Annotated in this window: 16 protein-coding genes and 2 tRNA genes; 10 read left to right on the top strand and 8 right to left on the bottom strand. The window is 72.4% G+C overall.

The genetic code is table 11. The features are described from left to right. Positions 1–29 precede the first annotated feature (29 nt). A complete protein-coding gene (locus tag ABT232_RS34240; protein ID WP_351847580.1) occupies positions 30–1,241 on the bottom strand; it encodes an MFS transporter in 1,212 nt (403 codons plus the stop codon). A gap of 131 nt (positions 1,242–1,372) precedes the next feature. On the opposite strand from ABT232_RS34240, the gene ABT232_RS34235 reads away from it, so the two are divergent. Then, complete coding sequence (locus tag ABT232_RS34235; protein ID WP_351847578.1) at positions 1,373–1,951, top strand: TetR/AcrR family transcriptional regulator; 579 nt, start codon at positions 1,373–1,375, stop codon at positions 1,949–1,951. A 288-nt stretch (positions 1,952–2,239) separates the two neighbouring features. Here ABT232_RS34235 and ABT232_RS34230 read toward each other — a convergent pair whose 3' ends face one another. Both ABT232_RS34230 and ABT232_RS34225 read right to left on the bottom strand, forming a co-directional pair. After that, positions 2,240–6,937 carry a hybrid sensor histidine kinase/response regulator gene (locus ABT232_RS34230; protein ID WP_351847575.1) on the bottom strand — a complete coding sequence of 1,566 codons (4,698 nt, stop codon included), beginning with the start codon at positions 6,935–6,937 and terminating at the stop codon, positions 2,240–2,242. Positions 6,938–7,265: 328 nt separating this feature from the next. Continuing rightward, a complete protein-coding gene (locus ABT232_RS34225; protein ID WP_351847573.1) occupies positions 7,266–7,754 on the bottom strand; it encodes an SSI family serine proteinase inhibitor in 489 nt (162 codons plus the stop codon). A gap of 182 nt (positions 7,755–7,936) precedes the next feature. On the opposite strand from ABT232_RS34225, the gene ABT232_RS34220 reads away from it, so the two are divergent. The 5 genes from ABT232_RS34220 to ABT232_RS34200 all read left to right on the top strand — a co-directional run bounded on the left by ABT232_RS34220 (position 7,937) and on the right by ABT232_RS34200 (position 11,060). Continuing rightward, positions 7,937–8,027: transfer RNA gene (locus ABT232_RS34220), tRNA-Ser, on the top strand. Positions 8,028–8,235: 208 nt separating this feature from the next. Next, a tRNA-Arg gene (locus ABT232_RS34215) sits at positions 8,236–8,308 on the top strand. Between the two features lie 164 nt (positions 8,309–8,472). Beyond that, the gene (locus ABT232_RS34210) at positions 8,473–9,021 is read left to right on the top strand and encodes an RNA 2'-phosphotransferase (protein ID WP_351847570.1); all 549 of its coding nucleotides are present in this window, start codon (positions 8,473–8,475) and stop codon (positions 9,019–9,021) included. 173 nt (positions 9,022–9,194) lie between these two features. After that, the gene (locus tag ABT232_RS34205; RefSeq protein ID WP_351847568.1) at positions 9,195–10,097 is read left to right on the top strand and encodes an LLM class flavin-dependent oxidoreductase; all 903 of its coding nucleotides are present in this window, start codon (positions 9,195–9,197) and stop codon (positions 10,095–10,097) included. 75 nt (positions 10,098–10,172) lie between these two features. Then, positions 10,173–11,060, top strand: coding sequence for an HAD-IIB family hydrolase (locus ABT232_RS34200; RefSeq protein ID WP_351847566.1), 888 nt, complete (start codon positions 10,173–10,175; stop codon positions 11,058–11,060). A 76-nt stretch (positions 11,061–11,136) separates the two neighbouring features. Here the strand turns inward: ABT232_RS34200 and ABT232_RS34195 are convergent, their stop codons facing one another. The 4 genes from ABT232_RS34195 to ABT232_RS34180 all read right to left on the bottom strand — a co-directional run bounded on the left by ABT232_RS34195 (position 11,137) and on the right by ABT232_RS34180 (position 18,524). Further along, positions 11,137–12,165: a M23 family metallopeptidase gene (locus ABT232_RS34195; RefSeq protein WP_351847564.1), complete on the bottom strand. Its 1,029-nt coding sequence runs from the start codon at positions 12,163–12,165 to the stop codon at positions 11,137–11,139. A 282-nt stretch (positions 12,166–12,447) separates the two neighbouring features. Further along, complete coding sequence (cydD, locus tag ABT232_RS34190; RefSeq protein WP_351847561.1) at positions 12,448–15,978, bottom strand: thiol reductant ABC exporter subunit CydD; 3,531 nt, start codon at positions 15,976–15,978, stop codon at positions 12,448–12,450. A gap of 12 nt (positions 15,979–15,990) precedes the next feature. Continuing rightward, complete coding sequence (gene cydB, locus ABT232_RS34185; protein WP_351847559.1) at positions 15,991–16,998, bottom strand: cytochrome d ubiquinol oxidase subunit II; 1,008 nt, start codon at positions 16,996–16,998, stop codon at positions 15,991–15,993. A gap of 20 nt (positions 16,999–17,018) precedes the next feature. Further along, entirely contained in the window at positions 17,019–18,524 is a 1,506-nt protein-coding gene (locus ABT232_RS34180) for a cytochrome ubiquinol oxidase subunit I (RefSeq protein WP_351847558.1), read from the bottom strand. Between the two features lie 212 nt (positions 18,525–18,736). On the opposite strand from ABT232_RS34180, the gene ABT232_RS34175 reads away from it, so the two are divergent. Together ABT232_RS34175 and ABT232_RS34170 are read left to right on the top strand one after the other, a co-directional pair. Beyond that, positions 18,737–19,132, top strand: a complete 396-nt coding sequence (locus tag ABT232_RS34175) for a cyclophilin-like fold protein (protein WP_351847555.1) — start codon at positions 18,737–18,739, stop codon at positions 19,130–19,132. Positions 19,133–19,237: 105 nt separating this feature from the next. Next, positions 19,238–21,499, top strand: a complete 2,262-nt coding sequence (locus ABT232_RS34170; RefSeq protein WP_351847553.1) for an MMPL family transporter — start codon at positions 19,238–19,240, stop codon at positions 21,497–21,499. A 47-nt stretch (positions 21,500–21,546) separates the two neighbouring features. On the opposite strand, the gene hisC is transcribed toward ABT232_RS34170, so the two are convergent. Then, positions 21,547–22,626, bottom strand: a complete 1,080-nt coding sequence (gene hisC / locus ABT232_RS34165; protein ID WP_351847551.1) for a histidinol-phosphate transaminase — start codon at positions 22,624–22,626, stop codon at positions 21,547–21,549. Between the two features lie 437 nt (positions 22,627–23,063). Between hisC and ABT232_RS34160 the strand changes: the two genes are divergently transcribed. Next, a complete protein-coding gene (locus tag ABT232_RS34160; RefSeq protein ID WP_097253576.1) occupies positions 23,064–24,176 on the top strand; it encodes a LacI family DNA-binding transcriptional regulator in 1,113 nt (370 codons plus the stop codon). A gap of 183 nt (positions 24,177–24,359) precedes the next feature. Continuing rightward, positions 24,360–25,181: metallophosphoesterase (locus ABT232_RS34155; RefSeq protein WP_351847548.1), on the top strand; the 822-nt coding region annotated here is incomplete at its 3' end.

Raw genomic sequence — 25,181 nt, 5'->3', positions numbered from 1 at the left:
GCCGTACGACGGCCGCCTCGGGCAGGAGGTCACCGCCGTGCGACGGTCGTTCCCCAGCCCAGCAGCAGCCACACCCCCGCCACCGCGCACACCCCGCCCCAGCCGAAGTGGGTGAAGGCGGAGCCCGCGAGGGCCGAGGCGGTGGCTCCGCCCGCGAAACCGGCGACGACGTAGGCGGTGTTGGCGGTGGCCGGGGTGGAGGTGGTGGTCAGGGCCAGTGTCTGGTTGGCGACGTGCGAGGCGACGAGCGCCGCGTGGATCGCGATCGCGGCGACGAACAGCGCCGCGAGGACCCGGCCGCCGGCCCAGAACAGCGGCACGGAGACGGCGGCGAGCAGATACGCGGTGCGGACGACCTTGGCGGCGCCGAACCGGTCGACCAGCCCGCCCGCCAGCGGCGCCACCACGCTCGCCGCGAGCCCGAAGAGGCCGAACAGTCCCGCGGTGGCGGTGGACAGGCCGTACTCGGGGCCGGTCAGCAGCAGCGCCAGCGAGGTCCACAGGGCGCTCCACGCGCCGAACATCCCCGCCTGCCGCACGCAGGCCCGCCACAGCTCGGGCGAACGGCGCACGAGTCCCGGCAGCGTCGCGATGCCGCCGAACAGCGCGCCGGTGCGCTGCCCGCGCTCCGTCGGCAGGACCAGCGAGGTGGCGAGGCCCAGGGCGAGGGTCAGTACGGCCGCGCCGGCGAACACCCAGCGCCAGCCGAAGGCCTGACCGGCCAGTCCGCCGACCACGCGGGCCGCGACGATGCCCGTGAACAGTCCCGCGACCACGGCGGCGACATGGCGGGCCCGGCGCTCGGCTGGGGCACGCTCGGCGACCAGCGGGACGAGCAGCTGGGGGACGACGGTCGCGGCGGAGGCGACGAGCACGGCGGCCGCGAGGGCGGCGGAGCCGGGGGCGGCCGCGGCGGCGGCCAGCGCGACGGCGGTCACCACGGTGAGGCCGCCGACCAGCCGGCGCCGGTTGACGCTGTCGCCGAGCGGGGCGAAGAGCAGCAGGCCGAGCGCGTAGCCGAACTGGGCGACCGAGGCGATCCAGGCGACGGCGGAGGGCGCCGAGCCGAAGTCGCGGGCGATGAGGGTGAGCAGCGGGGCGGCGAGGTAGATGTTGGCCGCGGTGACCGCGCTGCACACGGCCAGGAGGGTGAGGAAGAGGGCGGGAGCGGGACGGTGCGGCTCCCGTGCGGGGGACGTGCGGGTCGCGGTGGGCTGGGCGGTGCTCGCTGACGGCGGCATGAGCGGGAGACCCCTTCGAGCCGACTCGAATAACCAACCGTTTGGTTGGACGATGGGAGAACAGTCTGCGATCCCACTCGATTCCCTGTCAACCAAACGGTTGGTTATCGCCCCGCGCTACCCTGTCCCCCATGGGAGCAAGGGACCCCGAGGCCACCAAGGCCCGAATCTTCGCGGCGGCGGTGGCCGAGTTCGCCCGGCATGGCATCGCGGGTGCCCGCATCGACCGCATCGCGGCCGAGGCCAAGGCCAACAAGCAGCTGATCTACGCCTACTTCGGCAACAAGGACCAGTTGTTCACCCACGTCCTCGAGAAGAAGATGCTCGACCTCGCCGCCTCGGTCCCCGTCGACCCGGACGACATCGAGGGCTGGGTCGACCACCTGCTCGACTACCACTCCGCCCACCCGGAGGTCCTGCGCCTGCTCTACTGGGAAGGGCTGGAGTACGGCTCGTCCGAACTCCCCGACGAGACCGACCGCCGGGAGCACTACGCCCGCAAGATCGCCGCGCTCGCGGACGGCCAGCGCAGAGGCGTCGTCACCGACGCGATCCCGGCGCCCGATCTGCTGCTCCTGCTGACCGCGCTGGCCAACTGGGCCACCGTCGTGCCGCAGATCGCACGCATCCTGGTCGGCACCCGGGACGCCGACCGCGAACGGCTCCGGGCCTCCATCAAGGAAGGGGCCCGCCGCCTCATCGCCCGCTAGCGCTTGCGGATCCGGTGCGCAGGCCCGCGCCGAACCGTGCCCGCAGGGTCGCGCCGAACCGCGCCCGCTTGGTCCGTGCGACCTGTTCCGGCAGGGTCGCGCCGGCCCGCGCCCGCAACCGTCATGCCTGTACGTGCCGTCAGGCTCGTGCCGTCAGGCTCGTGCCGACCAGCTCGTGCCGATCAGCGCCCGCAGGGTCGCACCGAACCGTGCCCGCTGGTCCGCGCGGAACCATGCCCGCTGGTCCGCGCCGAACCGTTCCGGTTGGTGCGTGCGGACCCGTGCCCGCTAGTTCGTGCCGATCCGGGCCAGCAGGTCGACGATCCGTGCCTGTACCTCGGCGCTGGTCGACCGCTCGGCCAGGAACAGCACCGTCTCGCCCGAGGCAAGCCGCGGCAGGTCGGCCTGGTCGACGGCGGCCGTGTAGACCACCAGCGGAGTGCGGTTGAGCTGCCCGTTGGCGCGCAGCCAGTCCACGATCCCGGCCCGGCGCCGGTGCACCTGCATCAGGTCCATCACCACGAGGTTCGGCCGGAACTGCCCGGCCAGCGTCACCGCGTCGGTGTCGCTGGCGGCCCGTGCCACCTGCATCCCGCGCCGCTCCAGCGTCGCCGTCAGCGCCAGCGCGATCTCCGCGTGCTCCTCGATGAGCAGCACCCGCGGCGGGTGCTGCTCGCTGTCGCGCGGGGCGAGCGCCTTCAGCAGGACGGCGGGGTCGGCGCCGTAGGCCGCCTCGCGGGTCGCCTGACCGAGCCCGGCAGTGACCATCACCGGCACCTCGGCGGCCACCGCCGCCTGCCGCAGCGACTGGAGCGCGGTCCGCGTGATCGGCCCGGTCAGCGGGTCCACGAACAGCGCCGCCGGGAACGCGGCGATCTGCGCGTCGACCTCCTCGCGCGAATGCACGATCACCGGCCGGTAGCCACGGTCGCTGAGCGCCTGCTGGGTGCTCACGTCCGGCGCGGGCCACACCAGCAGCCGCCGCGGGTTGTCCAGCGGCTCCGGCGGCAGTTCGTCGTCCATCGGCTGCGGGCGCGGGGTGTCGGCCACCTCCACGGCCCCACCGGGACCGTCCAGCGGTTCCGGGCCCTCGGCGGCGTTCTCGTCCGGCGCGCCTATGGCGTACGACCGTCCGGCACCCTCACTGGCCTGCGCCGGGAGCCGCGCGGGCGGCGGCTGGGAGGCGGGCGCCTCGGCCGACGGATGCGGGCGCGCGGCGGCCGGGTCCGGCGGCGTGCCCAGCTTGCGGCGCCGGCCGGAACCGCCCGGCTGATGCGGGGGCGGGGTGGCGGTCGACGGCTGCTGCGCCTGCGCCGCCTGCCGGGTGAACGGCACGCCCTGGCCCAGCGTGCGCACGCTGATGGCCCGGCCCTGCGTCGAGTTCGGGTCCACGGGCGCCGCCGCCTCGGCGGGCAGCGGCTGCGCGACGCGCGCCGGCGGCGGCAGCGGGGTGCCGGGGTGGGCCTGCGGCGGTACGGCGGTGTCGGCACCGGACGGAGCCGCCGGCGTGCCGGCACCGGACGGAGCCGCCGGCGTGCCGGCTCCGGAGGTGTCGCCGTCGGCGGCGGGCCAGGGCTGCGGCGTGGGCGTGCCGGCCGCGGGCGTGCCGGGGCCGGGCACCGACTCGGCCGGGAGCGGCAGCCCGGGAAGCGGGTGCGCCACGGGCTGGACGGCGGGCTGGACCACCGAGTGCGCCACCGGCTGCGGAGCGGGCTGCGCCGCCGCGGCCTGCGCGGGCACGGCGAGGTGACCGGTGCCGGACACGGGCTGCGCGGGTACGGCCGGGCCCTGCGCGGCGGGTGCGACGGACGGTGCCGGCGCCGCCGGGACCGGGGCGGGCGCCGGTACGGGCGCCGGTACGGGTGCCGGAGCGGGCTGGGCCGCGGGCTGCGGAACCGGTGCCGCCTGCGGGGCGCTCACCTGGGCCGGTACCCCCTGCGCGGGCGTGCCGGACTGCTCCGGCGGCGGCGCGACGGCCCGACGGCGGCGGCCCGTCGGCGCGCCGGTGGGATGCGGCTGCGGCGGGGTGTGGTCGGCGGACTGGTCGTGCGGGACGGCGTCGTGCCGGCCGTGGTCGTCGGCGTGGGTGACAGGAGGCGCGACCGGGTGCGCGACAGGGGGCGTGACCTGGGGGGCCTCCGCGTCACCGGTCCCGTGAGCGTCCGGGTGGGCGTGACCGGGCGCGACGGCCGGGGTGGCTTGCTGCGGCACCTGGGGCGGGGCCTGCGGCGGAACCTGCTGCGGGGCCGGCTGGGGCGCGGGCGGGCTCACCGGGGCGGCGGGCGCCGGAACGGGCATGGGCGCGGGGCCGGGGAGGGGCTGCGCGGGCCCCGGTACGGGAGCGCCGGGAACCTCGGGGTGGAGAGCGGGCGCCACGGGCGGCACGGGCGGCACGGACGCCACGGGTGGTGCCTGGTCGGCGGGCTGCCGCGGTTCCGGCTGCGGCCCCTGCTGCGGCCCTTGCTGCGGCTCCTGCTCCGGCAGGGCCTGCGGCAGACCCTGGGGCAGCACCGGCTGAGGAGGCTGCGGCTGCTGTGCCTGCGGCTGGGGCTGGAGCTGCTGGGGCTGGGGCTGGGGCTGCTGGGGCTGGGGCTGCTGGGGCTGGAGCGGTTGCTGAGGCAGTGGCTGAGACTGCGGCGGCACCTCCGCTTCCGTGCCGTCGGACACCCGGTCCGCCTCGGCCGGAGGCAGCGCGAACACGGTGCGCGGCCCGGCCTCCTGCGCCGCGGCGCGCTCCTGGGCTGCGGCGAGGGCACGGCGACGGCGGCCCGTGGGCTGCGGCGGGGTCTCCCCCGACACGGTCGGCAGCGCCGGCGTCAGGGCGTGCTGCTCCTCCGGAGCGCGCCGGGCCCGCCGGCCGCCGGACGCGGGCACGCCCTGCGGCGGCACCGTTCCGCCCAGGCCGGTGCCCACCGCGGCGGTGCCCGCGGCATGCTCGTCGGCCGTCACCACGGCGCCCTCGGCCACCCCGGCGACGGTCGCCGCCGCGGCGACGGCCGCGGCAGCGGCGTCCTCGGCGGCACGTCCCCGCCGTCGACCGGTACCGCCGGCGGCCTCGGCCGGCTCGACCTGCTCGACGGGTTCGACGGGTTCGACCGCGGCGGGCAGCTCCGGCGCCTCGGCCGCCGCGCGCCTGCGCCGCCGTCCGGTGGGCGCCGGGGAGGGGGACTCCGCCTCCGCCTCGGCACCGCCGTCGGGCGCGCCCGGCACCTCGCTCTCCAGGAAGGCGTCCACGGAGGACCGCCGGGCCCGCCGCCGCCCGCCGGAGGTCTGGTCGGCGGCCGGCACCGCCTCGCCCTCGGCCTCGACCGCGGACACGGCGCCCGCGCCACCGCCGATGGGCACTTCAAGGACGTACGCGTTGCCGCTCATGCCCGGCACCTCGTGCGTCTGGAGCACACCGCCGTGGGCCCGCACGATCCCGCGCACGATCGGCTCGTGCACCGGATCGCCCCCGGCGTACGGCCCGCGCACCTCGATCCGGACGACCTCGCCCCGCTGGGCCGCCGCGACCACCACGGTGTTGTCCAGATAACCGCCCGCGGACACCGGGGAGTTCCCGGTCGCGTCGACCCCGGCGACATCGGCGACGAGATGCGCGAGCGCGGTCGCCAGCAGCCGGGCGTCGACCTCGGCCTCGATGGGCGGCGCGTGCACGGCGAACTGCACCCGGCCCGGCCCGATCAGCTCGACGGCGCCGTCCACACCGGCGGCGACGACCGAGTCGAGCATGACCTTCGTCCGGGCGACACCGTCGCTGCCGGAGTCCAGGCGCTGGTAGCCGAGGACGTTGTCGATGAGGGTGGTGATGCGGGAGTAGCCCGCCGAGAGGTGGTGCAGGACCTGGTTGGCCTCGGGCCACAGCTGCCCGGCGTCGTCCGCGGCCAGCGCGGCGAGTTCGCGGCGCAGTTCGTCCAGCGGACCGCGCAGCGAGGTGGCCAGCAGCGTCAGCAGCTGCTCGTGCCGTCCGGCGAGCGCCTCGTAACGGTCCTTCTCGCGCTCGCCGAGCGCCGCGTACCGCTCCTCGCCCGCGGCCAGCTCCTCCGCGTGCCGCTCGCGCAGCTCCTCCAGCTCGGTGACGTGGCTCTGGCGCAGCGCGGTGAGGTCGGAGGCGTGCTCCTCGGCGAGCCGCTCCAGCTCCTCGGCGTGCCGCCGCTCGGCCTCCGCCTTCTCCTCGGCGAGCGTGTCGTACGGCCGCCGGTCGAGGAAGGTCATCACAGCGCCGACGAGCTGGTCGCCGTCGCGCACCGGAGCGGTCGTCAGGTCGACGGAGACCTTGTCCCCGGCCTTCGACCACAGCACCTGCCCGCGCACCCGGTGCTTGCGCCCGGAGCGCAGGGTGTCGGCGAGCGGCGACTCGTCGTAAGGGAACGGCGAGCCGTCGGCGCGCGAGTGCAGCACGAGGGTGTGCAGCTCCTTGCCGCCGAGATCGCTGGCCCGGTAGCCCAGTATCTGGGCGGCGGCCGGGTTGACGAGGACGATCCGGCCGTCGGTGTCGGTGCCGACGACGCCCTCCGCCGCGGCCCGCAGGATCATCTCGGTCTGCCGCTGCGAGCGGGCCAGCTCGGCCTCGGTGTCCACGGTGCCGGACAGATCGCGGACGACGAGCATCAGCAGCTCGTCGCCGGTGTAGCCGTAGCTGTCGTAGGCCTGCTGGCCGTTCTCCAGATTCGCGGACGTGACCTCGACCGGGAACTCGCTGCCGTCGGTCCGCCTGGCCATCATCCGGGTCGGCTTGGTCCGGCCGCGCGGGTCCATGTGGTCGGGCCGTCGCATGGAGCCGGGGATCAGCTTGGAGTCGAACTCCGGCAGCAGATCGAGCAGCCCGCGCCCGACGAGGGCGGTGCCCGGGGTCTCGAAGGCCTCCAGGGCGATGGCGTTCGCGTTGACGACGGTTCCGTTGGCGTTGACCAGGACCAACGCGTCGGGAAGCGCGTCGAGTATGGCTGCGAGGCGAGCAGCGCCTCGGGGTGGCCTGCTGCTCACGAGACGCTTCCTCCCTGTTACCGCACCTTGCCGACCGCTCGGGCCATCTTGCCAACCGGCCCGCGGCGTGTCACGCGAGGGAGTCTAAGGGCTGGGATTGCGCTCGCGACGCCGGATGCGAGAGAGGTCGCACGAGCCGGTGAACCCGGCCCGACGCCGAAGCGTCGGGGAGCACATGACCGCTGAGGTCCGCTCCCATGCGCCCTCCTCGCCACCTCCGCAGGACGTTTACAGCAGCCCGCACTTTGTATGTGTCTCGTGATCCGTCCTGCTCGACGCTTCCCGCGTCCGGTCGCTACGGCCCCGCGCGGGGCGGCTCGCCGGCCGCTCAGTCGCCCAACTCGGGGAGCAATGGGACGAACCGGTCCCAACGGGCGATCTCACAGCCGTTGCTCCGGTCGAACCGGGCGTCGACCGGACGGCCGGCCCACGTACCGGTGACGTGCGCGGTGGCGGAACCGCCGTACTGCATGGTGCAGACGGTCCCTTCCGGGACCGGCGCGAAGGCTTCCTTGCCCCACGCGGTGTTCCGGTCGACCGCCTGACAGGCGCCGGCCGCGTTCGGGTGACTGCCGCCGCCCGGATGGCAGTCCAGCTCGAACGTCCCGTCCTCGGCGCCGCCGGTGTGCCGGACGGTGACGGTGAGATGGTCGGCGCCGGCCCGGTCGGCACCGGGGATCGACGGGGGCGCGGCGGGGGACGGGACGGCGAGGGCGGCGGCCGTGGGAGCGGCCGAGAGCGAGCCGAGCGCCGCGAGGGAGGTGCCGGCGGCGACGATCAGCCGCCGGAGCGCGTGGGGGGTGGTGACCTGCAACATGACCTGACTAACGCCGCGCGCCCCGGGACGTTGCGTTCGGCCGCGACCCGTACCGGCTTCACCCGGGAAGCCCTTTGCCCTGCGGCCCGCCTGCCTAGTACCGTGGGGGGCGATTGGTGACAGCACGCTCGACTGTGTCATCATCTGCACGCACCACTCGCGCTCGCGCGGGCGGCTGTGCTGGAGGCGTCGCCTAGTCCGGTCTATGGCGCCGCACTGCTAATGCGGTTTGGGCCTTAAAGCCCATCGAGGGTTCAAATCCCTCCGCCTCCGCGCAAGATCACCGAAGCCCCGGTCCGATGGACCGGGGCTTCGTCGTTCCCGGCTTCCCGCACCGCCGCCCCTTGCCCTCAAACCGACGTTTCTGCAGGTCAGAAGGGGTAGACCAATCGGATTTCACATGACGGCGGCAGTCATGTAATGTTCTTCCTGTCGCCGCGACGGGCCGGAAGGAACGGAAGCGGCGGAGAAAAAAGAACAAGCACTCGTAGCTTAACGGATAGAGCATCTGACTACGGATCAGAAGGTTGCAGGTTCGAATCCTGCCGAGTGCACACAGGCCAGAGGCCCCGGAGAGATCCGGGGCCTCTGGCGTTGTCGGGGCTCATTGTCCACAGGGTCACTCAATTCTCCTGTGGATAACTGACGTTGCTGTGGATCAAACCTCCGGACGTATATCGGGTGCGTGATCCGCGTCTCGCGCGGCACCCTGGTCGCCATGGATGAGAGACGCACCGTGAAGGTCTCCAAGTACCTCTCGAAGCATCTGCGCCACCAGCCGGAGCGGATCGGGCTGACGCCGGACGAGGGCGGATGGGTCGAGATCGACGATCTGCTCGCGGCCGCGGCCGCGCACGGCTTCCACTTCACCCGCGCGGAGCTGGACCACGTGGTCGTCGCGAACGACAAGCGGCGCTTCGCGGTCGAGGGCACCCGGATCCGCGCCAGCCAGGGCCACACCATCGCGGTCGACCTCGATCTGCCGCCGGCGACCCCGCCGCCGTACCTCTACCACGGGACCGTGGGCCGCAACCTGGACGCGATCCGGGCCGAAGGGCTTCGCGCCATGGACCGTCATGACGTCCACCTGTCGTCCGACCGGGAGACCGCGACCCGCGTCGGCGCCCGCCGTGGCCGCCCGGTGGTGCTCTCCGTCGACGCGGGGGCCATGCACCGGGACGGGCATGTGTTCCGGCTCAGCGCCAACGGGGTGTGGCTGGTGGAGGCGGTGCCTCCGCGGTATCTGCGGTTTCCGGAGGGGCACTGATCTCGCGAGCCGATCTCGCGCACTGCTGATCCCTCGTACTGATCCCTCACACTGATCACGGGTGCCGATTCCGCGTACTGATTCCCCGCACTGATCAGGCGCTGACCAGCCGCACTGATCACACGGCGTCGGCGTTTCACGTGAAACGTCCGGGGCCGCTTAGGCTCGATGGCATGAGTCTGCGTCTGAGCACTGTGATCCTCCCGTACCGCCGCTGGCACGAGGGGGCCAAGGAGACCTGGCAGCGCGCGGAGCAGCTCGGCTTCCACACCGCCTACACCTACGACCATCTCTCCTGGCGCAGCTTCCGGGACGGGCCGTGGTTCGGTGCCGTGCCGACGCTGACCGCCGCCGCGGCCGTGACCGAGCGGCTGCGGCTGGGCACACTGGTGACCTCGCCGAACTTCCGGCACCCGGTGACGCTGGCCAAGGAACTGATCTCCCTCGACGACATCTCCGGCGGGCGGGTCACCCTCGGCATCGGCGCGGGCGGCACCGGCTTCGACGCCACCGCGCTCGGCCAGGAGCCCTGGACGCCTCGTGAGCGGGCCGACCGGTTCGCCGAGTTCGTGCCGCTGCTGGACCGGCTCCTCACGGAGGACTCGGTGTCGTACGAAGGCGATTTCTACTCGGCCCACGAGGCGCGCAACATCCCGGGCTGTGTGCAGCGGCCGCGGCTGCCTTTCGCCGTCGCCGCCACCGGTCCGCGCGGTCTGAAGCTCGCCGCGCGGTACGGGCAGGCGTGGGTCACCACCGGTGACCCCAGGCTCTTCGAGAACGGCACTCCGGAGCAGTCGGTTCAGGCCATTCGCGGGCAGGTCGAGAAGCTGGCGGACGCCTGCGCGGCGATCGGCCGGGATGTGCACGCGCTCGACAAGGTGCTGCTGACCGGATTCACCCCGGATCGCGGCCGGCCGCTGGAGTCCCTGGACGCCTTCGTCGATTACGCGGGCCGGCACCGGGAGTTGGGCTTCACCGAGATCGTGATCCACTGGCCGATCCCGGGCTCGGACTTCGCCTCGGACGAGAAGATCTTCGAGCAGATCGCCATGGAGGCACCGGCGCAACTGCGCTGACGGACGGAGGGTGACGACGCCGGTGGGGCCGGTAACCACTCAGATGTGCGGAGTCCCGCACGCCCGTGCGGGCATATGCGGGAGAATGGCGCGGTGACCTCAGCGACTCGACAGCCAGAGACTCCGGCCCCCGCGATACCGCCCCGGTTGATCGCCACCGACCTCGACGGCACGCTGCTGCGCGACGACAAGTCGGTGTCCCCGCGCACGATGGCCGCTCTCGCCGCCGCGGAGGAGGCGGGGATCGAGGTCTTCTTCGTCACCGGCCGCCCGGCCCGCTGGATGGGCGTCGTCAGTGACCACGTCCACGGCCACGGCCTGGCGATCTGCGGCAACGGCGCGGCCGTGGTCGACCTCCACGGCGGCCCCGGCGCCCACCGGTTCGTGAAGGTGCGGGAGCTGGCCCGGGACAACGCGCTGGACGCCGTACGGCTGCTGCGGGAGGCGGCGCCGGGCACGGTGTTCGCGGTCGAGCAGACGTACGGCTTCCACCAGGAGCCGGACTATCCCAAGCTGCACATGGAGGTCCCGGACACCCTCGCGCCGGCCGAGCGGCTGCTGGCACCGGACGCGGCGGGCGCCGGGGAACCGGTGCTGAAGATCCTCGCCTACCACCCCGAGCTGGACCCGGACGGCTTTCTCACCCTCGCCCGGCTCGCCATCGGCGACCGCGCCAACGTCACCCGCTCCAGCCCCAGCGCCCTGCTGGAGATCAGCGGCCCCGGCGTCTCCAAGGCCAGCACGCTCGCCCTGTGCTGCGCCGAGCGCGGGATCTCGCACGAGGAGGTCGTCGCCTTCGGGGACATGCCGAACGACGTCGAGATGCTGACCTGGGCGGGACAGTCGTACGCCATGGGCAACGCCCACCCGGATGTGATCGCCGCGGCCTCGGGGCGGACGGTCGCGAACAACGACGACGGGGTGGCGGTCGTGATCGAGCGGTTGCTGGAGCTGCGGGGGTAGTCGGCGCGGCGTGGGTGAGCGGCGCGGCTACCGGTCTGCGGGTCGTGTCAGGCCGGCGCCGCCGCCGCTGCCGTGGTCAGACGGTGACGCCTCGGGCCGCGAGCCACGGGACCGGGTCCACTCCGGAGCCCAGTTGCGGGGTGACGCGGACCTCGAAGTGCAGGTGCGGTCCGGTCGAGTTGCCGGTGGTGCCGGCCTGGCCGATCCACTGGCCGGTCGTCACCCGCTCGCCCTGGTCGACGGCGACGGACGCGAGATGGGCGTACTGCGTGTAGTAGCCGCCGGGGTGCTCCAGCACGATCTCCACCCCGAACGCGCCTCCGCAGGACACCTTCACCACCCTGCCCTCGCCGACGGCCCGCACCGGCGTGCCGATCGGCACCGCGAAGTCCTGCCCGGTGTGCCGGTTGGCCCATCGGGCACCGCCGCTGCCGAACCCGGCGGACAGCACGTAGGTCTCCACCGGCGAGACCCACGCGTTCGTGAACGTCGTGCTCGGCTGGTCCAGCCGTACCGCGCCCCGGCAGTTGCCCGCCGCCGCCGAGGCGTCCGCCTCCCCCTGGAGACGCAGGCGGGCCTCCTCCAGCTTCTGCTCGATGGACTGCTTCAGCGACGCGAGTTCGGCGTTCCGCACGTCCAGCTTCTGCCATGCCGCCCGGGCGGTCGCCTCGTCGGCGGCGAGCCGGGCCTCCGCGCGGCGGCTCCTGCCGATCGCGTTGTCCACGGCGGCATGGGCGCGGGAGAACGCCCGCTGACCTCGCATCAGCTCGTCGGGGCTGTCCGCGAGGACGATCTGGGCGGCGAGCGGAAGGCCTCCGCCGTCGCGGTACTGGGCGCGGGCGATCCGGCCCAGGTCCTCGTGGAGCCCGGCGATCTCCCGCCGCCGCTCGTCCAGCAGCCCTTCCAGCCGCTGGGCCTCCGCCCGCTGCGCCTCGGCCTCCCGCAGCCCCGCCTCGTACCGCTGGGTCACCACGGCCGCGTCCTGGTACAGCTGCGCCACCTGAGCACCGGTGTCGCCGTCGGTGGAGCCGGGCCGGGCCGCGAGCACGGCCAGCGCGCACAGCAGCACCGTGAGGAGCAGCGGATGACGGCGATATGAGCGCATGTCAGCGATCGTCGCCCGCCGGACCGGCACAAGCCCGTTCAAAGCGTACGCATGGGGGACGGTCGGGCCCGGATGGAGCAGTTCTCCGACCGGGTGACGATGTGTCAGTCGGCATGCCTCGCGGTGGTTTCGGCTGCCGAGTGGCCGGGCGGCCCGCCGCCGGTGTGGTGTGGGCTGCCGGTGCGGGGGCGGACGGGCGCGAGGCGAGCCGACGCCGACGGCCCGAGCGCGTCCCCGTCGGCACGGCCCGCCCGTCAGCGCGACCTCGTCGACGCGACCCCGTCAGCGCGCTCCCACCAGCAGGTCCGACGCCTCCTCCCGGGCCACCATCTCCCGCAGCGGCCCTTCCACCGCCGCCAGTTCCGCGTAGGGCCCGCGCTGCACCACTCGGCCCGCGTCCAGCACGATCACCTCGTCCACGGCCTCCAGCCCGGCCAGCCGGTGGGTGATGAGCAGGGTCGTACGGCCCTCGGTGGCGGCCAGCAGATCGGCGGTGAGCGCGTCCGCGGTCGGCAGGTCCAGATGCTCGGCGGGCTCGTCGAGGACCACCACCGGGAAGTCGGCGAGGAGCGCGCGGGCCAGCGCCAGCCGCTGCCGCTGGCCGCCGGAGAGCCGGGCCCCGTGCTCGCCGACGAGCGTGTCCAGCCCGTCGGGCAGACCGTCCGCCCAGTCCAGGAGCCGGGCCCGGGCGAGCGCGTCGCGCAGCTCGGCCTCGCCCGCGTCCCGCCGGGCCAGCAGCAGGTTCTCCCTCACGGTGCTGTCGAAGAGGTGCGCGTGCTGGGCGCACAGGCCGACGAGCCGCCGTGCGTCGTCGCCGTCCAGGGCGTACGCGTCCACGCCGGCCAGGGTGTAGGAGCCGGCGCGGGCGTCCAGGAACCGCAGCAGCGTCTGCGCCAGGGTGGTCTTGCCGGAGCCCGACGGGCCGACGACCGCGATCCGGCGGCCCCGCTCCAGCGTCAGGTCGAGCCCGGCGAGCGCGTCCCGGTCCTGCCCGGGGTGACGGGCCGACAGATCCCGCAGCACCAGCGGGAACGGCGTCGCGGGCGCCGGCCGGGGCTGCCTCGGCTCGCGGACCGGCTCGGGGGCGTCCAGGACGTCGTACACCCGCTCGGCGCTGCGGCGCACCCGCTGGCGGTACTGCACGGCGAGCGGCAGTCCGAGGACGGCCTCGAAGGCGGCCAGCGGGGTGAGCACCACGACGGCCATCGCCACCCCGCTCAGCCGTCCGGCGGCCACCGCCTGGGCGCCCGCGAGGGCGGCGGCGGCGACGGTCAGGCCGCAGACCAGCGCGGTGAGCCCGTCACCGAGGGCGGTGGCGGTGGCCCCGCGCGAGGCGATCCGGGTCAGCTCGGCGTCGGCGCGCCGGGTCTCTGCGGTACGGGCGGGCAGCGCACCGGCGACGGCCAGTTCGGCGGTCCCGGTCAGCAGATCGGCGACCCGGGTCGCGAGCACACCCCGCGCCGGGGCGAGCCGGCGCTCGGCACGCCGGGCCACCGCGCCGGTGAGCATCGGAACCCCGGCGCCGGCCGCCAGCAGGCCGACGGCGAGCACGGCGCCTGCCTCGGGCAGCAGCCAGGCCGTGAAGCCGACGGACGCCGTGGAGACCGCGACGGCGGCACCGACCGGGAGCAGCCACCGCAACCAGTAGTCCTGGAGGGCGTCCACATCGGCGACCAGCCGGGAGAGCAGATCGCCGCGCCGGGTCGTGCGCAGGCCCGCGGGTGCCAGTCGCTCCAGGCGCCGGTAGACGGCGACCCGGGTGTCAGCGAGCATCCGCAGCACCGCGTCGTGCGACACCAGCCGCTCGGCGTAGCGGAACACGGCCCGGCCGATACCGAAGGCCCGTGTGGCCGTGACGGCCATCATCAGATAGAGCACGGGCGGCTGCTGCGAGGCCCGCGAGATGAGATAGCCAGAGGTGGCCATCAGACCGACGGCACTGCCGAGTGCGAGGCTGCCGAGCAGCAGTGCGAGGGCGAGGCGTCCCCGGCGGGCGCCCGACATGGCACGGACGCGGGCGAGCACATGGGCCGGGGCGCCTGCGGAAGTCTCGTCGGACGCCTCGGTGAAGCCCTGGGCGGCGTTCGCCGTCTCGCGCGCGGGCTCGTCGGGAGCGGTGCCGGGCGTCGGTTCCGGTGCGGCGGCACGTACGCCGTCGGCCACCGGACGGCTCGCGGGCGTGTCCGGCCCGTCCAGCCGTACGACCCGGTCCGCCACGTCCAGCAGCGCCGGCCGGTGCACCACGAGCAGCACGGTCCGCCCGGCGGCGAGCCGGCGGACGGCCGCCACGACCTCCGCCTCGGTCGCTCCGTCGAGCGCGGCCGTCGGCTCGTCCAGGAGCAGCACGGGCCGGTCGGCGAGGAACGCCCGGGCCAGTGCGAGGCGCTGCCGCTGCCCGGCGGACAGTCCGGCGCCGTCCTCACCCAGCACGGTGCCGGCGCCCTGGGGGAGGGCGTCGACGAACTGAAGCGCGCCGGCGTCCCGCAGTGCGCGGCGTACCGCTTCGTCGTCGGCGTCGGGACGGGCCAGCCGTACGTTCTCGGCGATCGTCCCGGCGTACAGGTGCGGCCGCTGCGGCACCCAGGCGAGGTGTCCGCGCCACTGCTCCAGGTCGACGTCGGCCAGGTCGGCTCCCCCGATCCGCACCCGGCCCTCGGTCGGCCGTACGAACCCCAGGGCGACGCTGAGCAGGGTCGACTTGCCCGCGCCGCTCGGGCCGACGAGGGCGACCGTCTCGCCGGGGGCGACGGTGAGGGACACCGCGGAGACCGCGTCCGTGGCGCGTCCCGGGTAGCGGACGGTGACGTCTTCGAAGGTCAGCGGCCCGGACGGGACGGCGGCGGTGCCCGTGGCCGGTACCGGGGTCTCCAGAACCGAGAAGATCTCCTCGGCCGCGGCCAGTCCTTCCGCCGCCGCGTGGTACTGGGCGCCCACCTGCCGCAGCGGCAGATAGGCCTCCGGGGCGAGGACGAGGATGACCAGACCGATGTACAGGTCCATCTCACCGTGCACGAGCCGCATGCCGATGGTCACGGCGACCAGGGCCACCGAGAGGGTGGCCAGCAGCTCCAGGGCGAAGGAGGACAGGAAGGCGATCCGCAGCGTCCGCATGGTCGCCTGCCGGTACTCGCCGGTGATCCGCTTGATGGACTCGGCCTGGGCCTTGGCCCGTCCGAACACCTTCAGCGTCGGCAGCCCGGCGACGACGTCCAGGAAGTGACCGGAGAGGCGGGAGAGCAGCCGCCACTGGCGGTCCATCCGGGACTGGGTGGCCCAGCCGATCAGCATCATGAAGATCGGGATGAGCGGCAGGGTGCCGACGATGATCGCCGCCGACACCCAGTCCTCGGTGACGATCCGCGCCAGCACCGCCACCGGGACGACCACCGCGAGCCCCAACTGGGGCAGATAGCGCGAGAAGTAGTCGTCCAGGGCGTCGACTCCCCGCGTCGCGAGCGCGACCAGCGAACCGGTCCGCTGTCCGCTCAGCCATCCCGGGCCGAGCGCCGCCGCTCGCTCCAGCAGCCGCCCCCGCAGCTCCGACTTCACCGCCGCGCCGGCCCGGTGTGCGGCCAGCTCGGTGAGCCAGGCGACCAGCCCGCGGCCGCAGGCGACGGCCACCAACAGCAGCAGCGGAGTGCGGAGTTCGGCGACCGTCATCCCGTGCTGGAAGGCGCCCACCACCGTCTCGGCGATGAGCATCGCCTGCGCGATGACCAGCCCGGCGCCGACGGCGCCCAGGACGACGACCGCCACCAGGAAGAGCCGGGTGGCTCGGGCGTAACGAAGGAGCCGGGGGTCGATCGGTTTCACGTGAAACACACCTCAGTGCGCGGCTTCGGAAGCGATGTGCTGGGTGCCGATCCGCTTGCGGAACACCCAGTAGGTCCACGACTGGTAGAGCAGCACGAGCGGGGTGGCGATCGCCGCGCACCAGGTCATGATCTTCAGCGTGTACGGGCTCGACGAGGCGTTGGTGACCGTCAGGCTCCACTCCTCGTTCAGCGACGACGGCATGACGTTCGGGAAGAGCGACAGGAAGAGCATCGCCACGGCCGCCACGATGGTCAGGCCGGAGAGCGCGAACGACCAGCCCTCGCGTCCGGCCTGGTTGGCCGCCAGTGCCACCAGCAGCGAGCCGACCGCCACGACCAGGGCGACCAAGCTCTTGCCGTTACCGGTGTGGACCTGCGTCCACAGCAGGAAGAGCAGCGCCACCACGGCGGTCACAAGGCCGACGCGCAGCGCCAGCTTCCGGGCGCGTTCGCGGATCTCACCGACGGTCTTGAGCGCCGTGAACACCGCGCCGTGGAAGGTGAACAGGGTCAGCGTCACCAGTCCGCCCAGCAGCGCGTAGGGGTTGAGCAGGTCCCCGACGGTGCCGACGTACTCCATGTCCTGGTCGATCTTCACCCCGTGGACGATGTTGCCGAAGGCCACGCCCCACAGGAATGCCGGGAGCAGCGAGGTCCAGAAAATCGCGGTCTCCCAGTTGCGCTGCCAGTTCTCCTCGGGCCGCTTGACGCGGTACTCGAAGGCGACGCCTCGGATGATCAGGCAGACCAGGATGAGCAGCAGGGGCAGGTAGAAGCCGGAGAACAGGGTGGCGTACCACTCGGGGAAGGCGGCGAAGGTCGCGCCTCCCGCAGTGAGCAGCCACACCTCGTTGCCGTCCCAGACCGGGCCGATGGTGTTGATCAGGACCCGCTTCTCGGGCCGGTCGCGGGCCAGCAGCTTGGTGAGGATGCCGACTCCGAAGTCGAAGCCCTCCAGGAAGAAGTAGCCGGTCCACAGGACGGCGATCAGGACGAACCAGACGTCGTGCAGTTCCATGACGGTGCAGCTCCCTCGGCCTAGTACGAGAAGGCCATCGGCTTGTCGGCGTCACGGATGTCGCCGCCGATCTTCGTGGGCGGGTTGAGGTCGGCCTCGGTGAGCTCGGGCGGGCCGGCCTTGACGTACTTCGCGAGCAGCTTGACCTCGATCACGGCGAGGACGGCGTAGAGCGTCGTGAAGACGATCATCGAGGTGAGGATCTCGGCCTGCGAGACACCGGGGGAGACCGCGTCCCGGGTCTGCATCACGCCGTAGACGACCCACGGCTGGCGGCCCATCTCGGTGAAGATCCAGCCCCAGGAGTTGGCGATCAGCGGGAAGCCCATGGTCCAGAGGGCCAGCAGCCAGTACAGCCGGGTGAGCTTGGCGCCGAGCGGCTTCTTCAGCAGCACCAGATGCGGCACCTCGTCCTCACCGGTGCGCCAGGCGGCCGGCAGCATGAACTTCTTCCGGGTCAGCCACAGGCCCAGCAGGCCGAGCCCGAAGGACGCCATGCCGAAGCCGATCATCCAGCGGAAGCCCCAGTAGGCGACGGGCACGATGGGCTTGTAGTCGCCGGGCCCGAACTTCTCCTGGAGGGCCTTGTTGGTGTCGTTGATGCCGGGGACGTAGGACTCGAAGTCGCTGTGGGCGAGGAAGGACAGCAGCCCGGGGATCTCCAGGGCCACCTTGTTGTGCCCCTTGTCCACGTCTCCGTAGGCGAAGACGGAGAAGGGTGCCGGCTCCTCGCCGTCCCACAGGGCCTCGGCGGCGGCCATCTTCATCGGCTGCTGCTCGTACATGACCTTGCCGAGGGTGTCGCCGCTGATCGCGGTGAACATGCCGCCGACCGCCAGGGTGACGAGGCCGAGGCGGAGCGAGGTCCGCATCACCGGGATGTGCTTCTTGCGCATCAGGTGGAAGGCGGCGATGCCCACCATGAAGGCGCCGCCCGTGAGGAAGGCCGCCGAGAAGCTGTGGAAGACCTGGTTGAGCGTGGTGTTCTGGGTGAGGACCAGCCAGAAGTCGGTGAGCTCGGCGCGGCCCTTCTCCTCGTTGATCCGGTAGCCGACGGGGTGCTGCATCCACGAGTTGGCCGCGAGGATGAAGTACGCCGACAGCAGCGTGCCGATCGAGACCATCCATATGCAGGCCAGGTGGATCTTCTTCGGCAGCTTGTCCCAGCCGAAGATCCACAGGCCGATGAAGGTGGACTCGAAGAAGAAGGCGATGAGCGCCTCGAAGGCGAGCGGTGCGCCGAAGACATCACCGACGAAGCGGGAGTAGTCGGACCAGTTCATGCCGAACTGGAACTCCTGCACGATGCCGGTGACCACACCCATCGCGATGTTGATCAGGAAGAGCTTGCCCCAGAACTTCGTCGCCCTGAGGTACTTCTCCTTCTCCGTGCGCACCCAGGCGGTCTGCAGGCCGGCCGTGAGGGCGGCGAGCGAGATCGTCAGCGGAACGAACAGGAAGTGGTAGACGGTGGTGATGCCGAACTGCCAACGCGCCAGAGTCTCCGGCGCCAAAGCCAATTCCACGTCGTCTGTCTCCTTACATCGCCGTGGACACTGCGGCGGTTTGCCCCGCTCTGTCACGCCCATCACGGGAACAACCGGGACACGCTTGTGAACGCGTTCACATTCACAAGCAATTATGACTCACTGATTTTCGACAGAGACAGGGGGGTACCTCCTTGGCCTTCACGTCAGCCTCTTGGCAGTGAATTCAACATCTTGTTGAATTGCGCTTCATGCAGACATCGCATCCACGGGCCCGTATCCGCATCTCCTGGCCGGCCGGGCATCTCACCGCCACCCTCGACGACACCCCCACCACCCGGGCCCTCGCCAAGGCCCTGCCGCTCTCCTCCACCGCGCACACCTGGGGCGAGGAGGTCTACTTCGACACCGGGGTCGCTGTTTCACGTGAAACCGACGCCCGCCAGGTCGTCGAGCCCGGCACGGTCGCCTTCTGGACCGACGGCGACGCCCTGGCCCTCCCCTACGGCCCCACCCCGATCTCGCACGGCGACGAGTGCCGCCTCGCCAGTCCCTGCAACGTCCTCGGACACCTCGACGGCGACCCGCGCCTCCTGGCCACGGTCCGCAACGGCGACCCGGTACGGGTCGAACTCGCCGACCTCTAGCCACCCCTCGATCGACCAACGGCCGGGATGCCGTCCCGATCGGGCGGGCGTCCAATGGACGTGTCGGGCAACCGCCCGGCACCACAGGCCGGAGAGATCGCAGCCATGGAACCTGCCCGTGCCCGTGCGGGGGAACACAGAAGGGCCAGGGGACTGCGGCGGCTCGGAGAATGGTGCGCTCACCACTTCGTGATCGTCATCGTGGCGTGGCTGGTCGCCCTCGTCGCCGTTCAGGCTCTCAACCGCACCTACGGCGGCGACTACGCCGACAACTTCACTCTCTCGGGTGTGCAGTCCCAAGAAGGTCTCGACGTCCTGAAACAGCACGATCCGCAAGCCGGCGGCTACAGCAGCCAGATCGTCCTGCACGACGCCGACCAGTCGCTGAGCGCCCTCAGCTCACCGATGTCCACCACGGTCACCGATCTTCAGAAACTGCCGCACGTCCTGTCCGTGCAGAACCCGCTGTCCACTCCGGCCTCCAAGATCGGCCCGCTGTCCACCGACGGCAAGACCGCCTACATCACCGTCCGCTTCGACCAGCAGCCCTCCACCCTCGGCGACTCCTACCTGGACGGCGTGGACGACGCCGTCCAGCCGCTGCGGGAGGCCGGCGCCCAGGTCGAGTACGGCGGCCCGCTGGGTGAACTGGCCCGACCGGAGGCGGACGACCGGATCAGCGAACTCATCGGCTTCGCCGTCGCCATCGTGGTCCTGCTGATCGGCTTCGGCAGCGTCGTCGCCGCCGGCCTGCCCCTGGTGACCGCGCTCATCAGCGTCATCGGCGGTCTCGGCCTGCTCGGGCTGCTCGCCGCCGCTTTCACCTTCGCCACGGTCTCACCGACCCTGGCCACCATGATCGGCCTGGGCGTGGGCATCGACTACGCGCTCTTCCTGATCACGCGGCACCGCCAGAACCTGATGAACGGCGCCGATCCGGCCCGTGCCGCCGGGCACGCGACCGCCACCAGCGGCCGGGCCGTCCTGGTCTCCGGCACCACCGTGATCATCGCCCTGGCCGGTCTGTACGCCTCCGGCGTGAGCTTCATCGGGAAACTGGGTGTCGCCGCCGCCGTCACCGTGGTCTCCGCGGTCCTCGGCGCGCTCACGCTCGTCCCGGCCCTGCTCGGGCTGATCGGGCGGCGCATCGACCGCTACCACGTGCGACACCCGGTGGCGGAAGGCGACACCGCCGACGGCGCTCCTCAGGGCACCTGGCACCGCTACGCCCTGCGGGTCGAACACCACCCCCTGCGCTACCTGGCGGCGGGCGTCGCCACCGTCGCAGTCCTCGCCATCCCGGTCTTCTCGATCCAGCTCGGTCACATCGGCGACGGCGCCGACCCCACCTCCTTCACCGACCGGCGCGCCTACGACCTGATGACCGACGCCTTCGGGCCCGGATCCAACGGTCCGCTGACCGTCGTCATCGACCAGAGCTCCGTCCCGTCCGACCAGCGCTCCCAGCTCCAGTCCCAGGCGCAGCAGACCCTCGACGGCTTGCCCGACGCGGCCACGGTCACCCAGCTGACGCCCACCCAGGACGGCGATGTGCTGATCGCCACCGTCTACTCCACCGAGTCACCGCAGAGCGCCACGACCACCGACCTGACCAACCACCTGGTCCACGACACGCTGCCCGACGCCGTCTCCGGCACCGACGCCGACACCTACGTCACCGGCACCACGGCCGCCCAGGTCGACTTCCGGGACGTCGTCGCCAGCCGCTTGCCGCTGATCATCGGGGTGGTCGTCGCCCTGTCGTTCCTGATCATCCTGGCGGTCTTCCGCGGTCTGCTCGTCGCCGTCAAGGCAGCCGTCCTCAACGTGCTGTCCATCACGGCCTCGTACGGCGTGGTCGTCGCCATCTTCCAGTGGGGATGGGGCGGGCCCGCGCTCGGCGTCCACGGCACCGTGCCCATCGAGAGCTATGTGCCGATGATGATGTTCGCCATCATCTTCGGCCTGAGCATGGACTACGAGATCTTCCTGCTCTCCCGCGTCCACGAGGCCTGGCTGCGCACCGGCGACGCCAAAGCCTCCGTCGCCCATGCCCTGGAGATCACCGCCCGGGTCATCACCTGTGCCGCGCTGATCATGATGAGCGTCTTCGCGGCCTTCCTGATCAGCGACAACATCGTGGTGAAGATGCTCGGGCTGGGCCTGGCCGTCAGCGTGCTCATCGACGCCACCGTCGTACGGCTGCTCATGGTGCCGGCCGTGATGACCCTGCTGGGCGAGCGCGCCTGGTGGACGCCCCGGTGGCTGGACCGGCTGCTGCCGCGCATCGACACCGAAGGCGAGGGCGAGGACCTCGGGGCGACGGCCGGGCCGCGCGGCACCCCGGAGCGCGAACAGGCGTCATGACCGCGCCCGGAAGCCACCGCCCCCGGGCGCTCACCGTCGCTTCGGGCTCACAGCTCCTTGCGGAAGGCCTCCGCGGCCTTCAGGAAGATGTCGTTGCCCTCGGCCTCACCGATCGTCACCCGCACACCCTCGCCGGCGAACGGCCGCACCACCACACCCGCCTGCTCGCAGGCCTCGGCGAAGGCGACCGTGCGCTCCCCCAGCCGCAGCCACACGAAGTTGGCCTGGGTCTCGGGCACCGTCCAGCCCTGGGCACGCAGTCCGTCGACCACCCGGTTCCGCTCGCACACCAGCGAGCCGACCCGGCCCAGCAGCTCGTCCTCGGCGCGCAGCGAGGCGATCGCCGCCTCCTGTGCGAGCTGGCTCACCCCGAACGGCACCGCCGTCTTGCGCAGCGCCGCCGCCACCGGCTCGTGGGCGATCGCGAAGCCCACCCGCAGGCCCGCGAGGCCGTACGCCTTGGAGAAAGTCCGCAGCACACACACGTTCGGCCGCTTCCGGTACAGCTCGACGCCGTCCGGCACCTCGGGGTCGCGGATGAACTCGCGGTAGGCCTCGTCCAGGACGACCAGCACATCGCCGGGCACCCGGTCCAGGAAGCGCTCCAGCTCGGCCCGGCGCACCACCGTGCCCGTCGGGTTGTTGGGGTTGCAGACGAAGATCAGCCGGGTCCGGTCGGTGATCGCGGCCGCCATCGCGTCGAGGTCGTGCACATCGCCCGGCGTGAGCGGCACCCGCACCGAGGTGGCGCCGCTGATCTGCGTGATGATCGGGTACGCCTCGAAGGACCGCCAGGCGTAGATGACCTCGTCGCCAGGACCCGCGGTGGCCTGGATCAGCTGCTGGGCGACACCGACCGAACCGGTGCCGGTGGCCAGATGCGAGACGGGCACCCCGAACCGCTCGGACAGCTCCTCCATCAGGCCGGTGCAGGCCATGTCCGGGTAGCGGTTGAAGGACGCGACCGCGGCCGTGACGCTCTCCATCACGCCGGGCAGCGGCGGATAGGGGTTCTCGTTGGAGGACAGCTTGTAGGCCACCGGGCCGCCTGCCGCCGCGGGCCGGCCCGGCTTGTAGGTGGGGATACCCTCCAGCTCGGCGCGCAGCTTGGGGCTCGTCTCGCTCACCGCAGTCCTCCTCGCGACCACCGGCGTCGCCTGACCGCCGCCGGCTCTCAATGCTTCTCACCTTATGAGGATTCGGCGCGGCTGCGAACAGGTGAGAGCGGACCACCTCTCCGGGCAGCCGGCCTCGTTGGTCACACAGGCATCAGGGGCAACACCGCCCGAAGGCGTACGAAGCGGGGGCGCGCCGTACATATATCTACGCGCCGGTGGCTCACGCCGTGGCGCGCATCCCTCGTGAAGGTGAGTTGAGACCTCTTCGCAACATCGTCCAGTTGGCAGGCCGGTGCACGCCGACAAGTCACGTCCTTACCCCCAACCCGCCAACCGCCTTGCATTCAAAGGCATTTAGCAGGCTTCCGCCATGCAGAAACGTGCCTGTCAACGGGTGCATATGCGTCCGCACTACCCCACCGCATGAGCCCTACTATCGGCTCGCCATGACAGCAGCAGGGAAGCACCAGGTGAGCCGCGCGGAAACCTCACGTCGAGGAAGCCGGCCGGGCCGGGCGGGCATCAGAGACGTGGCCGCCGCCGCCGGGGTCTCCATCACGACCGTCTCCGACGCCCTCAACGGCAAGGGCCGGCTCCCGGACGCCACCCGACGCCATGTCCGAGAGGTCGCCGACCGGCTGGGCTACCGGCCCTCGGCCGCGGCCCGCACCCTCCGTACCGGCAAGTCAGGACTCATCGGCCTGACCGTGACGACATACGGGGATGAACCTTTCACCTTCACGGAGTTCGCGTACTTCGCGGAGATGGCACGGGCCGCCACCTCGGCCGCGCTCGCCCGCGGCTACGCCCTCGTCATCCTCCCCGCGACCTCCCGCCACGACGTCTGGTCGAACGTCGCCCTGGACGGCACGGTCGTCATCGACCCCTCCGACCAGGATCCGGTCGTCAGCGAGCTGGTCCGGCAGGGTTTACCGGTCGTCTCCGACGGCCGCCCCGCCGGGTCCCTCCCGGTCACGGCCTGGGTCGACAACGACCACGAAGCCGCCGTCCTCGGCATCCTCGACCACCTGGCCGACGCCGGCGCCCGCCGCATCGGCCTGCTCACCGGCACCACCACGGACACCTACACCCACCTCTCGACCACCGCATACCTGCGTTGGTGCGAGCGAGTCGGCCAGGATCCGGTGTACGAGGCCTATCCGGCGCACGATCCGTGCGCGGGCGCCGTAGCCGCCGACCGGCTGCTCGCCCGCCCCGACCGGCCCGACGCGGTCTACGGCCTGTTCGACCCCAACGGCACCGACCTGCTCGCCGCCGCCCGGCGCTACGGGCTGCGCGTACCGGACGACCTGCTTCTGGTCTGCTGCAGCGAATCCACCGTGTACGCCAACACCGAGCCGCCCATCACGACGCTCTCCCTGAAGCCGCGCCGGATCGGCACGGCCGTGGTCCAGCTCCTCATCGACGCCATCGAGGGCGTGGAGTCGGACCAGCCCGTCGAGCAGGTGATACCGACCGAGCTGATCGTGCGTACCTCGTCCCAGCGACGTCCGCCGCGGACGACGGTCAGCCCGCCGCGCACGCCCGAAGAGGGCTGACCGGGGCGGACACCAGGACGGTCGAAGCCCTGCCAATCGGGGCGAATGCCGCGTTGAACCGGAGTCCTGCTCTGATTCACCACCCCTGGGTCATCACACAGAGCGATCCGCATTCCTATGATGGGCCCACGACACCGCGGGCCGCTGCGACCAGGCAGTCCGAAGCGGTGCAGATGCGGCGCGATGGTGGAGGGGTCGATGACTCAGGGGGCCGGTCAGGGACCCGAGGTGGAGCGGACGGCGACGCTGCGCGACTTCCGGGTACCCGCGTACGTCCACGAGACCGGTCCGTACCTCGGCGGCACCCGTCCCGGTGAGGCCGCGGGCGCGGTCGCGGAGCCGGCGGAGTTCCCGCGGGAGTACACGCCGACCGAGCGCGATCTGCCCGTCATCAATCGAGGTGACACGCTTCAGGTGACCGTCGACCCGGCGCCCGTCGCCCCGCCCGCCGCCACCGGCCCCGGCCCCCTGTTCGTCGTGGGCGACGTGCACGGCTATCTCGACGAGCTGGTGGCCGCCCTCCAGGAGAAGGGCCTCATCGACGCCGCCGGGAACTGGTGCGCGGGCACCGCCCGGCTGTGGTTCCTCGGCGACTTCACCGACCGCGGCCCCGACGGCATCGGCGTCATCGACCTGGTGATGCGGCTGTCCGCCGAGGCGGCCGCGGCCGGCGGCTACTGCAAGGCCCTCATGGGCAACCACGAGCTGCTGCTCCTCGGCGCCAAGCGGTTCGGCGACACGCCCGTCAACTCCGGCGCGGGCACCGCCACCTTCCAGGCGGCCTGGCTGCTCAACGGCGGCCAGAAGACCGACATGGACCGTCTCCAGGACCACCACCTCCAGTGGATGGCCCGCCTCGACGCCCTCACGGAGACCGACGGCCATCTGCTCGTCCACTCCGACACCACCGCCTACCTCGACTACGGCGACTCCATCGAGGCCGTCAACGACAACGTCCGCGAGACCATCACCCGCAACGACGCGGACGAGGTCTGGGACCTGTTC

This window comes from Streptomyces sp. NPDC001532, from assembly GCF_040298625.1.
GTDB lineage: Bacteria > Actinomycetota > Actinomycetes > Streptomycetales > Streptomycetaceae > Streptomyces.
The sequence above is the reverse complement of the archived record's forward strand: the minus strand, read 5'-3'. Positions and strand labels throughout refer to the sequence as shown.